This window comes from Bacillus sp. BS1807G30, assembly GCF_040047675.1.
GTDB lineage: Bacteria > Bacillota > Bacilli > Bacillales > Bacillaceae > Bacillus > Bacillus altitudinis.
In genome coordinates this window covers 1,566,545-1,580,415 of sequence record NZ_CP157353.1, presented here as the reverse complement: position 1 = coordinate 1,580,415, position 13,871 = coordinate 1,566,545, and the positions used below count along the sequence as shown (strand labels likewise).

Below are 13,871 nucleotides of genomic sequence, written 5' to 3'. Positions count from 1 at the left end.
TCTTATGAGGAGACCGCCGACTAAAGAAGCCGGCAGCTGCACTAAGTTCTATTCGTTTATGAGACGATGGTATTCTGCATAAGCCGTAGCCATATCAACTTGCGACCAGAAACGGTGATAGGTGAAACTTGGCGCTCCGTTTTCCCATTTGCCTGTTGCTTCATTAAAAGATGCTTGATATTTACTCTCCAGTGCTGACCAAGCTGGGTCTTGCTTGATTTTCGGACGAAGATCTGCAAAGCTCGTATACACTCCGTTACCTCCTCGCTGCGGGTCAGAAGGAGTGGTGCTGGAACCAGGGATCTGATTTCCTTGACCAAATGTTCCGTTCCAGCCATTAGGGAAGTACACTTCTTTTTTAAAGAAACGGTGGTAGTCTTCTCTGTCTTCCTCTGTCACAATCCCTACACCATCATTGTAATTCCAAGCAACCTCAAGGAGCTGTGCCGCTGTCTCTTTTGCTCTTATGCCAAGTGCTGTGTAGTTTCCTGTCTCTTTCTGTGTTGCAGCAGCAAAGAATGTGAGTGCTTTGATTAGACTGCCCAGTACACCAGTATCTTGAGTAGGATCTTTTGTAACTGCCGTTAAATTTGGATTACCTGTTGCAGATTGGAACCCGCTCCAAGTGTCAGGCTGGCCGCTCCATTCTATATTCCCAGGAATCCAAAACTCTCCAGGTGCACTTGTCGTAGCAACAGCAACATTTGTCCCCCCTAGAATTCTTTGACCCTGACCATCTAAAAAATATCCATCTTGATCCGACACAGGACGAGTGCCAATAAAAATATAATCTAGTGAATAGTTGACCCATTTTGTGATGACAGATTTGGCCATTTGGAAATTTTCAGATGTTTTGTCGCCATCTTTTGCAAAGATATAATAAAGCTCTGCTACACGCTCAATCGGCCATGCTTGCATTCCAAACCAGTTATTGGACGGAGGATCATGGTAAACAGGCGCATCTTCATAAGCCATATCATAAAATGTGCTTCTTCCTGCTGGATAAGCGCTATAGTCTCCATTCCAGCTGTTGGTAGCACCTCCTGCAATCGCTCCCTCTTTTGATTGAAGCCAGACGTAAAATTCAAGCTGTCTCTTTAACGTCTTTTCCCAATCACTTGCACCAGTCGGTGACGATGGCTTTAAGCCTCCCTTATCTGAGGATAAAGCGTAGGCAGCGACTGGGTTTTGATACCCTTGATGACAATGGCTCGCTCCGATACGCCATGACCAATTCGCATATTCTCCAAGTCCCCCGCCCCAAGAGGTATACCATGCCATTAAGTGATGACATGCACTTTTTCCATTTCCAGGATACGGATTACCTTGCTTGCCGCTTCCAATTGTTTGAAAATATTTATCGTACATTCCGTAACGAAGGAAATCCCCCATCTTTTTCGCTTTATCAAGATAGGCTGACCCGTTATAGCCAAGTTCCTTTGCCCAATACATTGCCTGTATCGCACGTGCATCAGCGTCCGTCGCATTTGTGTAGCGCCACTGGGCGGCTGGCGCTTGATTTTCTTTTGTGAACAAGCTCATGAAACCTTCATTGGGCTTTCCGGCCGTTTTATCATCTTGTGATGGATGAGGGATGGCCTCCCATACGGATTCTTGCGGACCCCGCTGGAATGTGTTTACATATGCGGCTGTATGTGATGGGTTGAGCAAATTCCCATATTCATACCAGTTGTCTACATCAAGAAGCCAGTGCATTAAATACGTTTCATTCGTTCCGTAAGTTGACCTCAGTTCATGATCAATTGGATCTTGACCAGCAGGGCGAGCACCCGTCAACTGGCTCGGATATTGATCTGGATATGGTTTTTCTGAAGCGTATGTGGCTGGGCTAGATGGATTGTAAGAGCTCATATGCGGCTGTTCGTCATGTCCATCTTCGTTTACTGGAATAATAAACTTCTCCATATTATCCCAAGCAGCTTCTAGTTTGCTCCAATCGCCTGTGTAATGCCCATACAATACTTCAAGCCATAACCAGTAGCTGTAAGCTTCTGAAGTTGTCATATGCCCGTAATCAGGCGCCTCGCAAATGAGTGTCTCAACGGAATGATACGGAATGCCTTCTTTTGAAAAATATCCATTCGCATCGTTTTTCATTTGATGATAAAGCGCTAAAAACCGTTCTTTATTTGTCATGTCCTCACCCTTTATATTTATTTATTCGGAAGCGTACCAAATGCTAAAATACCTTGTTCAAAAACAGGAATTCTCGCTGTTTTCTGCATATTAGATGTTAATCCTTGAAAGGAATAATCATTTGAGGCATCCCATATATTCGCACCATTTGGCGCAGATAACCGGAACTGTATTTCTTTCTTATGAAGCGATTCGCCTCCTGGAAAAATAGCTACGCCAGTAAAATCGATTTCTGTAAAATAGATATGGGATGATGCGTCATACACCGTTAACGGAGATAAGGAAGCGCCTTCATTGTAGACAGCTGTCACTTGAATATCTTTATCAGTGAATCCCTTCGCAAATATCTCGCTCAGATTGACATAATATCTAAAAGAAAGTGATTGACTACTTCTTGCCGGCCAGCCTGATCGATTGTATAGAATGGCTTTGATCTGAGTAGATGTTGTATCGTTACTCATGACAGCTGCCTCTACAAAAAACTCATCTTCCACTTTTTCTTTAGGCGGAAAATTCGGCAGCTTTGACTGCCCCTGACCAAACAGCTGCACCATTTTGGCTACATTTCCAGTAAAGGCGGCATTATAGTCTGTTGCTACCTCGTTTGATACATAGTCAGAGATGTCATCGGTATACTGATCCTGTGCATTAGGCCCCCCAACAAGCGCTCCATAAAGCGTGTGCCGATGAGAAGAAGGAGTTGTCAGCTGATTAGACCATGAGCCATGTGCAGTTCGATGGTGTGGATGCATCGGCGGATTTTTGCCAAACCCAACGACATAGCTTCTATTTTGCGGATTATCCCCTAACATATAGTGTGTTTGCCTGATCGCAAACGTTTGATATCGATTCTTTTTTTCTTGATCAGAGACCCAATCTCCGTATACAAACGCTAAAAATGCGGCATTTGCTGTATAACGAAGTGACCCCCATTGATCTAACCACGCCAACCCGCCAGGCGTATAAGTGATTCTTTCTACTTTTCCATTTTGAACAAAACCCGTGGACCAGTAATCGAGATTACGCTCTGTCGATTCGATAAACCTTTTCTCCTTTGTGATTCTCGCAAGTAAAATTTGCGAAGCAAAAAAGGTATTGTCCCACGACATCGTAAACGTATAATCCCAATCCTTCGGCCATTCTTCTACTGCTTTTAGTGCTTTGTTTAAATAGGTCTGGTCATTTGTCGCCAAGTACAGCCATATTCCACCCCAAATGAGCTCATCAATATAGCCGCTCCAGGAGTTATAAAATGGCTGAGCATTGGTGACACAATCTGTATACTCACCGCGATATTGGTCAGCAAATGCATAAAGCTGCTTTGCATGGGTGAGAAGTTTTGCTGCATATGGCGCGTCTGTTTCTTTAAAAATAATTGAACCTGCTGCTAAAGCGGCTGCGGTTTGGGCGGCTACTTCTGTTCCTGGACAATGTTCATCAATTTTAAATGCTGGCCGGTTCATCGGCATCACTTCTGCTGGACCCCACCAGCCATGATCTGCGTTCCCATCGCCTACTTGTGCCCAAAATTCATTTGGACCTGTATGGGCTTTCAAAAAATAATCGGTTGCCCACTTGATTTGATCTAACATATCATCAAGCAGTTCTGCCTCTTCGTAAGCTTCTCGGTACTCATAGACTGTCCATGCAAGCACGGCTGCAGAGTAAGCCATCGGAAGCCCGAACTTCACATGATCACCAGCATCGTACCAGCCGCCTGTTAAATCATGACCAACATCTTTCCCATCCTCTAGTCCAGAATCCCCTCGCCAGTTAAGACGATTGCTTTCAGGAAGCTTTCCGGAACGCTGGGCTTCGTAAAACAAAATTGATTTTTGAAGCACCTCTACATAGTTGTAATCTGACATGTACCTACTTCTCACCCCTTCTGTTTTCTTAAACGTGAAACATTGAACAAGAAATGACCACCTCCTTGTCATTCTGTTCGTGTTTTGTACAGTGTTGAAAAGAATCAAGCGTGTTTCAAAAATGTGCATAGTAAACAGCCATCAGCTGGACGCTCACCGAGGGTTTTCTCCTGATTCTTCATGTGACTGTACCCAAAATGATCATATGTCGTATGAGAACATTTCAGACGGCTAAATTCTCTTTTTTGCTCTATTTGGGTAGAAAGAATGACATACAATCTCTTCTCTCAAAACACGACGTTAAATCAAGATATATGAACCAACAAGAAAATAATTCCAGTTAAAATATTTAGTTAACATAATAATATTATTGTATATACAAAAAAGAACGCCCTTTAAGGACGCTCTTCTTTTTTCACATTAGAACAAAGAAAGCTGGTTTTGATCAGGAAGTGCTTCTAAGCAGCCTTGACGATCCAAATACTCAAGGATGGTCTTAGACACTTTTCCTCGTTTTTGTAAATCTTCTTTTGAAAGGAATTCACCATCTTGGCGTGCGCGTACAATATTTAACGCAACGTTTGTTCCGAGTCCAGGGATGGAGTTGAATGGCGGGATTAGCCCGTCTCCATCAATGATAAACTCAGTGGCACTTGATCGGTATAGGTCTACTTTTTTAAAGTGATAGCCTCTTTCACACATTTCAAGTGCAAGCTCTAGTACAGTTAATAGGTTCTTCTCTTTCGGTGATGCATCAAGACCTTTTGAGTTAATATCGTCCATGACCGCTCGAATCGCATTCGATCCTTTTGTCATCGTTTCGATATCAAAATCATCAGCACGAACGGTAAAATAAGCCGCATAGTACAGAAGTGCATGGTGCACTTTGAAATAAGCAATCCGAACGGCCATTAATACATAAGCAGCCGCGTGGGCTTTAGGGAACATGTATTTAATCTTTTTACAAGAATCAATGTACCAGTTCGGTACGTTATTATTCTTCATTTCTTCTTCCCATTCAGGAGGAAGTCCCTTCCCTTTACGAACAGATTCCATAATTTTAAAGGCAAGTGACGGCTCTAAACCTTGATAAATCAGATATACCATAATATCATCACGACAGCCAATCACTTCACTTAGTTCACACGTTTTATTATGAATCAGCTCTTGAGCGTTGCCGAGCCATACATCTGTACCGTGAGATAGACCAGAGATCTGAACAAGCTCCGAGAAGGTGGTCGGTTTTGTATCCTCAAGCATCTGACGAACAAACCTTGTGCCAAACTCTGGGATCCCAAGTGTTCCCGTTTTACATCCAATTTGTTCTTCTGTGACACCGAGAGGTTCCGTTCCTTGGAAGATTTTCATGACCTCAGGATCATCTGTCGGAATCGTTTTTGGATCAATTCCGCTCAAGTCCTGAAGCATCCGAATGACCGTTGGATCATCGTGTCCAAGAATATCTAGTTTCAGCAAGTTATCATGGATTGAATGGAAATCAAAATGTGTCGTTTTCCAATCAGAACCTGTCGCATCTGCTGGATATTGAATTGGTGAGAAATCGTAAATGTCCATATAATCCGGCACTACGATAATACCGCCTGGATGTTGGCCCGTTGTCCGTTTGACCCCCGTACAGCCCTGTACAAGCCGGTCAATTTCAGCACCTCTCATATGAAGGTTATGATCTCCTGCGTAGCCTTTCACATAACCATATGCCGTTTTTTCTGCAACGGTACCGATTGTACCTGCGCGGTATACATACTCTTCACCAAACAGCTCTTTCGTATAGTTATGGGCAATCGGCTGATATTCTCCTGAGAAGTTCAAGTCGATATCAGGCACTTTATCTCCTTTAAAACCTAAGAACGTTTCAAACGGAATATCGTGTCCGTCTTTTTTATACGGCGTCCCGCATTCAGGGCAGTCTTTATCAGGAAGGTCAAATCCTGAGCCAACCGATCCGTCATTAAAGAACTCAGAGTGCTTGCAACTTGGACATACATAGTGCGGCGCAAGCGGGTTCACTTCTGTAATCTCTGTTAATGTCGCAACGAGGGATGAACCAACTGACCCCCTTGAACCAACTAGATATCCATCATCAAGTGATTTCTTAACAAGCTTATGAGAAATTAAATAAATAACAGCGAAACCATGACCAATAATACTCTTTAATTCTTTCTCAATCCGGTCTTCTACAATTTTCGGTAAATCGTCACCGTAGATGCTGCGAGCCATGTTATAGCTCATTTCCCGAATTTCTTCATCTGCACCTTCGATTTTTGGTGTATAAAGATCGTCTTTGATTGGTTTAATACTTTCGACCATCTCAGATACTTTTTGCGTATTCGTCACGACAATCTCTTTCGCCTTTTCGTCCCCTAGGAAAGAGAAGGCTTCTAGCATTTCATCAGTTGTTCTAAAATGAACTTTTGGCAGTTCATGACGATTAAGCGGATTCGCCCCGCCTTGTGATGAAATTAAGATTTTGCGATAAATTTTGTCTTCTGGATGCAGGTAGTGCACATTTCCAGTCGCCACGACTGGTTTATTCAGTTTTTCACCAAGTTTTACAATGTTTGTGATGATCTCTTTTAATGCACGTTCATCCCGAACAAGCTCCAGCTGGAGTAAATGCTGATACACTTCTGGCGGATGAACTTCTAAATAGTCGTAAAATGCGGCAATGTCTTCTACCTCATCAGGTGACTTCTGCATCATCCCTTCAAACACTTCACCCTTATCACAAGCAGACCCAACAATTAAACCTTCTCGATACTTCTCAAGCTGTGAGCGAGGGATACGCGGCACGCGGTAGAAATAATGAATATGAGAAAGTGAAACAAGCTTAAATAAATTCTTTAGACCCGTCTCATTTTGTGCAATCACGGTTGCATGGTAAGGACGTGAGCGCTGATACGCATTGGACTGCCCCATGTTTTCATTCAATTGATCGTGGTAGGCAATCTCTTTTTCAGCCGCATCCTTTAGCATCTTCAGCATGAGGTACCCAGTTGCTTCAGCATCATAAATCGCCCGGTGATGCTGCGTGAGTTCAATATCGAACTTTTTACACAGCGTGTTCAGCCGGTGATTTTTAAATTCTGGATAAAGGAATCGGCCAAGTTCTAGTGTATCAATGACAGGGTTTGATGCTTTATCGGTTTTTAACAGTCGCTTATATGCTGCATTTAAAAAGCCCATATCAAAGCTTGCATTGTGAGCAACAAGGATATCTTGTCCAATCCACTCTTTGAAATCCCGAACAACATCGACCACATCTGGTGCATCTCTCACCATGTCATCCGTGATACCGGTTAGTTCAATGGTTGTTGCTGATAACGGATGATGAGGGTTTGCAAATGCCTCAAAGCGGTCAATGATTTCCCCGCCTTTGATTTTCACGGCTGCAAGCTCAATGATCGTATCATACACAGCAGAGAGTCCTGTTGTCTCAACATCAAATACGACAAACGTCGCATCTTCTAACAAGCGGTGCTCTGGATTATACGCAATCGGTACCCCGTCGTCGACTAAATTGATTTCCACCCCGTACATCATTTTGATGCCATGCTTTTTACTTGCTGCATACGCATCTGGAAAGGATTGTACAACGGCGTGATCTGTCAGGGCAATGGCCTCATGCCCCCATTTTTTTGCTTGTTCAACAAGTTTACCGATGCCAGTGACAGCATCCATCTGGCTCATTGGCGAATGCAAATGAAGCTCAACACGCTTTTCTCCCTCAGGTGCAGTATCTTCTTTCAGCTGAGGTTTCATTTCATTGACGTCATTTGCGATCATGACAAGATCTCTCACAAACGTATCGTTTTGAATGCTTCCTCTTGCTTTGACCCACATCCCTTTTTTCAAGGATTTCATGAGCTGAGCATCTTCTTTTTCTCTCGCAAACATTTTGATCAAAATACTATTCGTATAATCGGTAATTTTAAAGATACAAAGGGTTCTGCCGCTTTTTAGTTCGCGCGTTTCTGCATCAAACACGTACCCTTGGACGGTGATTCGTCTTTCTTCGTCCATAATACTATCAAGCGTACGTATTTCTTCATTGTCTTTGATTTGATAGCCAATCATCAGAGGGCCAGAAGGAGCTTCCTCTTGATCCTCACTTTCCTTCTTCTCCATCTCAACAAGGGCTTGCATGGCTCTTTCTTGATCTTCAGCAAGTTTTTGTTCTCTGAACTTCTGAATCTCTTGATCTGATACAAAAATTTCTGTATCAAATTGAAGTTCTGGAAAACCAACTTGTTTAAATGCAGCCTGAAGCATTGGGCTATATTTCTTCTTGATGGCCAGAGCCTCAGTTTCGCTTTTTGTTTTGATGATGATCTTATGTCCAGACAGCGCTGGTTTTTGCTGTTGAAGCAAGCTGATGATTGGGGGAGAAATTCCTTGAAGCTCTTCCACACAATGGGACCAATACGATTGAACGAGCTCTTCAGATATGTGCGGATCATTGACTTCAATCGTACAAGTGACTTGTGCGATATGAGAAAATGCATTTGTCAGCCTGCTTAAAAACATTGCATATACTTGGTAAGGCAAAAGCGCCTTAAATTTAAAATGGAAATGCCATGTTTTTGCCGCCTTATGCACCGTCAATTTGACGATCTCGCCTTCTTCAAAGTAACGACTGAGGTCATCATCTGTCATTTGAATCTGATTGAGTAATATATGAAATTGCCGCCGGGTAATCGGTAATTGTTCATCCAAGACAGGACCCTCCTTTTGTAAATCAGAAAGGTACCTCTTTTTTGCAGGAGGTACCTTCATTTTTTTGTTCGTTTTTTATGCTTGGCGTATAAATGAAATCAGTTCATCAACAGATACTTCGTGTGATTCACCTGATTTTCTGAATTTCACTTCGACAATTCCTTCTTCTGAACGTTTCCCGCAGCTAATGCGAATTGGCAGTCCAATTAAGTCACTGTCGGCAAATTTGACGCCTGCACGCTCTTGGCGGTCATCGAAAAGGACATCATAGCCCTCTTCCTGTAAACGCTCATACAACGTTTCAGCCAGTTCCTTTTGTGCATCGTTTTTCATATTTAAGGCAAGTAGATGAAGATCATATGGCGCAACTGTTTCTGGCCAAATAATCCCCTTGTCATCATGATGCTGTTCAACAATCGCAGAAAGAGTTCTAGAAATTCCGATGCCATAGCAGCCCATGATCATTGGCTGCGCACGTCCATTTTCATCGAGGTATGTTGCATCCATTGCCTCTGAATAACGCGTGCCTAGCTTAAAGACTTGTCCTACTTCAATTCCTTTTGCGAACTGGATTGTGCCTTCACCATCTGGAGAAACGTCTCCTTCTTGAATCAAGCGAAGATCTGTATATTCCTTCACTGACAGATCACGAGCAGGATTAACATTGACATAGTGATAATCCGATTCATTTGCACCTGCAACTGCGTTTGTCATTCCTTTTACAGCGTGGTCTGCATAAATCGTTACTTCCGCTTCAAGCTTCACTGGTCCAACAAATCCTGGTTCTGTTCCGATCACGTCTAGAACTTCCTCACGTGAAGCAAGCTCAACAAGCTGTGCTCCAACTAAGTTTTTCACTTTCACATCATTTACTTCATGATCGCCTCTTGTCAGGACAAGTACATACGCATCGTCCGCTTTAAACAAGACAGATTTGATACATGTAGAAGGAGCGACTTCTAAGAATGCCGCAACATCTTGTATCGTCTTTACCTGCGGCGTGTGTACTTTTTCAAGTTCTTTGAAGTCCGCAGGGTTTGCTTCTTCTCCGTGATACACAGCCTCAGCCATTTCAATGTTCGCAGCGTAGGAAGATGTGTCAGAGTATGCGATTGTATCTTCTCCTACTTCTGACAGTGCCATAAACTCATGTGTATCTTTTCCTCCCATTGCCCCAGAATCGGCAATGACGGGTCTAAAGTTAAGACCTACTTTTGAAAAGACATTCGAGTAAGCTGTAAACATTTTGTTGTATGTGTCATCAAGGCTCTCTGGTGAAGAGTGGAATGAATAAGCGTCCTTCATAATAAATTCACGTCCGCGCAATAACCCAAAGCGAGGTCTTTGTTCATCACGGAATTTAGATTGGATTTGATATAGTGTCAAAGGAAGCTTTTTATACGATTTCACTTCACTGCGTACGAGTGATGTGATCACTTCTTCGTGTGTTGGGCCAAGTGCAAACTCGCGGCCGTGGCGATCTTTCATACGCATGAGTTCTGGACCGTATGTATACCATCTTCCTGACTCTTGCCACATTTCTGCTTGCTGCAGCACTGGCATTAACAGCTCAGCTGCTCCCGCCTTTTCCATTTCCTTGCGAACAATGGATTGAATGTGCTGAATCACTTTATGTGCTAGCGGCAGATAATGATAGATACCGCTCGTGTTTTGTCTAATAAATCCAGCTCTTACTAACAGCTGATGACTTTTTGCCTCAGCATCTGCCGGCACCTCTCGAAGAGTTGGAATGAAAGTCAGGGATTGTCTCATGTCGTTACACCTCATTTAAGAAATAGGACTTCTCACAAAAACTCTTGTTTCCCAGAATGAGAAACAAGAGAGAATGGTTTTTATAAAAATAATCGCTGGATGTCATTCCATGTCACTACTAGCATTAATAGCATGAGGAACGCAACACCAATGAAGACAACAAGTGCCTCTTTCTCACGATTAATTGGTTTGCCGCGAATGGCTTCAACGAATAGGAAAAGTAATCTTCCTCCGTCTAATGCAGGAATCGGTAATAAATTCACGATCCCTAAGTTGATACTAAGAAACGCAGCAAACTGCATTAATGTTAACACACCTTGTTTCGCTACTTCTCCTGTCATGTCATATATTCCAACAGGACCTGCAAGCATATCTAACGAAAATTGTCCTGTGACAATCTTTTGCAAGTTCGTTAAGATGAGACCTGCTGTAGATATCACTGTAGTGCCTGAGGATGAAATGACTTTGAGAAAGCCATTTTCCGTTGGCGGATAAGAGCCAAAACGGCCAATGGTTTTTCCTTCTGCCTTCACAGCTTCCGGTACAACCTGAATGGTGCTTTCTTTGCCATCTCGGTCAATGACGACATTCATTTTTTTATCTGGGTTTTTTTGAACCGTTTGAACAACGTCTGTCCAAGAATTCATTTTATCCCCGTTAATTGAAACGATATGATCTCCCTGCATAAGCCCAGCTTGCGCTGCCCGGCCGTCTTTTGTCAGCTTACCAAGTACAGGATCATCCACGGTTACACCTTGAATAAATCCTAAAGCCACTAGAATCACATATGCCAAGATAAAGTTCATAATCGGTCCAGCTGCAATGGCTTTAATGCGCTGCCATACTGTTTTTGAACCAAACTGACGGTTGTATGGCGCAATTTGAATTTCTTCACCATCTGCAATATAGAAGCTTGTTTGGCTTACATTGTAGCCAGTAAGGATGTCTTCATTTCCAGCCTCATATCCTGAAATTCTCATCGCATGATCTAAATCAATTTGTTCAACTTCAATGACAAGTGCATCAGGATATTTCTCTTTATCATTTAAAATGATTTTTTCTACTTCATTTTGCTCATTGAATAAGAGCCCCACTGTATGACCCGGTTTAATTTCAATGACTTCAGGATCTTCTCCAGCCATTTTAACAAATCCGCCGATTGGCAGAAGTCTGATGGTATAGACGGTTTCTTTTCGTTTAAAGGAGAAAATCTTCGGTCCAAAACCAATTGCGAACTCGCGGCATAAAATGCCTGCGCGCTGCGCCATAATTAAATGGCCAAGCTCGTGGAAAAAAACGAGCGTTCCAAAAATAATAATAAACGCAATCACTGTATTCACGAACATACCACCTTATGCGAGGATTGATTGAACAAAGTCTCGTGTATCTTTGTCCACTTCATGGATATCTTGCAAACTAGGCGTTGAAATCACATGATGTCTGTTCAGTGCCTTTTCAATCAATTCTTCAATTTGCAGGAACGTTACTTTGCCTTTTAGAAATGCATCAACAGCTATTTCATTGGCTGCATTAAGCACAGTAGGCATTGTCCCTCCTATTTTACCTGATTCATAAGCAAAATGTAAGCAGCGATACCTGTCAAAATCCGCTTTTTGGAAATTTAATTGTCCAATCTCCCAAAGGTTTAATGATTTCGCTTCTTTTAATGGCGCTCTATCAGGGTAAGTGAGCGCGTATTGAATCGGAACCCTCATGTCAGGTGTACCTAACTGAGCCATGACACTTTTGTCATGGAATTCCACCATGGAATGGATGATGCTCTCTTTATGTAACAGCACATCAATTTGATCGTATGGGATATCAAACAGCCAATGCGCCTCAATCACCTCAAGCCCCTTATTCATCATGGTCGCTGAATCAATCGTGATTTTTGCGCCCATGGACCAGTTTGGATGATTCAGCGCTTCTTCAACCGTTACACCTTCAAGCTCCGTGCGTTTTTTATCTCGGAAACTGCCGCCCGAAGCTGTCACGATTAAGCGTTCAATGTTTTTAGCTTGTTCACCTTGCAGGGATTGAAAAATAGCGGAGTGTTCACTATCGACAGGAAGTAAAGGCACGTCATACTTTTTGGCGTACTCTTTTACTATATGACCAGCTGTCACAAGTGTTTCCTTATTTGCAAGTGCGATCGTCTTTTTTTGTTCAATGGCTTTTAATGTTGGCACAAGTCCGACACTTCCTACCAGTGCATTGACCACAACATCCACTGCATCATAGGTCGCTGCTTCGATGTTCGCTTCATCACCCGCAGCCATTTTGACATCGTATTGAAATGAATGACCTTTTAACGTGCGATAGGTCTCTTCGTCTACACATCCAACAAATTCAGGGTGAAATTGTTCAATGATAGGGATGGCCTTGTCTATATTTCTGCCAAACGTCATCGCTTTCAACTTGAATTTGTCTGGATGCTGCCTGATCACATCTAATGTTTGTTCTCCAATTGATCCTGTTGCGCCTAATAGCGAAATATATTTCAAATTGCCACTCCTTCTCTCGTTCAATTAGTTTCTATGAGGTTAGCTAGCAAACGTGGCCAGCAATAGATATAAAAACGGCAGAACGAATAAAAAGCTGTCAAACCTGTCCAAAATTCCGCCATGACCTGGGAGTATTGTCCCTGAATCCTTCACATGGTAATGACGCTTTAAAGCAGATTCCACAAGGTCGCCAAGCTGTCCAAAAATACTGAGCAAAAGAGTAATAAACATAACAAGCAGATATGATGGCAAAAATCCTGTAACCGCCTGGAACACAAGTGACAGCACGACCGCTGTGACGATTCCGCCGATAAATCCTTCTACTGTTTTGTTTGGGCTGATCTCTGGCCAAAGCTTTCGTTTCCCCATAGATTTCCCAATAAAATAGGCACCTGAGTCAGTGGACCAAATAATCACCGCTGCGAAGAAGATCGCACTCATGCCATACAAGCCTCTAATTTGAATAAAATAATAGAAACTAACGCCAATATATAATGTGGCTAATATAACAAAAGCAACCTCATCGAATGTGAAAGAGTTTTTGCTCAGAACTGTATAAGTTAAAAGGATTAAGACTGCAAATAAAGCAATCTGCATTTTTGATGCGTCTACGTTCGGGAAGAAGCTATTTTCTCCGCCCATTAAAAGCCAAAGCAATATTAAGCTGACAATGCCAGGAAAGCTGAAAATCGAAATCTTTTTCATTCTAAGAAGCTCAAAGAGAGCGACACTTCCCATTAAATAAATCAGCAGGGTAAATGGCATTTGTCCATAAATCACTGCAAGTAAAAACACTGCAGCTGCCAGAACACCCGTCAAAATTCTTTGTTTCATC

7 protein-coding genes are annotated in these 13,871 nt (G+C 42.6%); all 7 read right to left on the bottom strand.

Annotated features, from left to right (window positions below; translation table 11 throughout):
• Positions 1 to 48: 48 nt before the first annotated feature.
• Positions 49 to 2,157 carry a glycoside hydrolase family 48 protein gene (locus ABG082_RS08080; RefSeq protein ID WP_057079553.1) on the bottom strand — a complete coding sequence of 703 codons (2,109 nt, stop codon included), beginning with the start codon at positions 2,155 to 2,157 and terminating at the stop codon, positions 49 to 51.
• Positions 2,158 to 2,174: 17 nt separating this feature from the next.
• Positions 2,175 to 4,025, bottom strand: coding sequence for a glycoside hydrolase family 9 protein (locus ABG082_RS08075; RefSeq protein ID WP_272511499.1), 1,851 nt, complete (start codon positions 4,023 to 4,025; stop codon positions 2,175 to 2,177).
• Between the two features lie 420 nt (positions 4,026 to 4,445).
• On the bottom strand, positions 4,446 to 8,699 hold the full coding sequence (locus ABG082_RS08070) for a PolC-type DNA polymerase III (protein ID WP_231131729.1): 4,254 nt from the start codon (positions 8,697 to 8,699) through the stop codon (positions 4,446 to 4,448).
• A 135-nt stretch (positions 8,700 to 8,834) separates the two neighbouring features.
• A complete protein-coding gene (locus ABG082_RS08065; protein ID WP_057079555.1) occupies positions 8,835 to 10,532 on the bottom strand; it encodes a proline--tRNA ligase in 1,698 nt (565 codons plus the stop codon).
• Between the two features lie 80 nt (positions 10,533 to 10,612).
• Complete coding sequence (gene rseP, locus ABG082_RS08060; protein WP_007499546.1) at positions 10,613 to 11,878, bottom strand: RIP metalloprotease RseP; 1,266 nt, start codon at positions 11,876 to 11,878, stop codon at positions 10,613 to 10,615.
• Positions 11,879 to 11,884: 6 nt separating this feature from the next.
• Positions 11,885 to 13,036 carry a 1-deoxy-D-xylulose-5-phosphate reductoisomerase gene (gene dxr / locus ABG082_RS08055; RefSeq protein WP_079919196.1) on the bottom strand — a complete coding sequence of 384 codons (1,152 nt, stop codon included), beginning with the start codon at positions 13,034 to 13,036 and terminating at the stop codon, positions 11,885 to 11,887.
• A 39-nt stretch (positions 13,037 to 13,075) separates the two neighbouring features.
• Positions 13,076 to 13,870 (bottom strand): phosphatidate cytidylyltransferase, encoded by a 795-nt coding sequence (locus tag ABG082_RS08050; RefSeq protein WP_007499550.1) that lies wholly within the window; start codon positions 13,868 to 13,870, stop codon positions 13,076 to 13,078.
• Between the last annotated feature and the right edge of the window lies 1 nt (position 13,871).

What these genes read in the sequence shown, in the direction of transcription:
- ABG082_RS08070 (WP_231131729.1), bottom strand. Translation starts at nt 8,699, where the DNA reads ATGACAGATGATGACCTCAGTCGTTACTTTGAAGAAGGCGAGATCGTC.
- rseP (WP_007499546.1), bottom strand. Translation starts at nt 11,878, where the DNA reads ATGTTCGTGAATACAGTGATTGCGTTTATTATTATTTTTGGAACGCTC.
- ABG082_RS08080 (WP_057079553.1), bottom strand. Translation starts at nt 2,157, where the DNA reads ATGACAAATAAAGAACGGTTTTTAGCGCTTTATCATCAAATGAAAAAC.
- ABG082_RS08050 (WP_007499550.1), bottom strand. Translation starts at nt 13,870, where the DNA reads ATGAAACAAAGAATTTTGACGGGTGTTCTGGCAGCTGCAGTGTTTTTA.
- ABG082_RS08075 (WP_272511499.1), bottom strand. Translation starts at nt 4,025, where the DNA reads ATGTCAGATTACAACTATGTAGAGGTGCTTCAAAAATCAATTTTGTTT.
- ABG082_RS08065 (WP_057079555.1), bottom strand. Translation starts at nt 10,532, where the DNA reads ATGAGACAATCCCTGACTTTCATTCCAACTCTTCGAGAGGTGCCGGCA.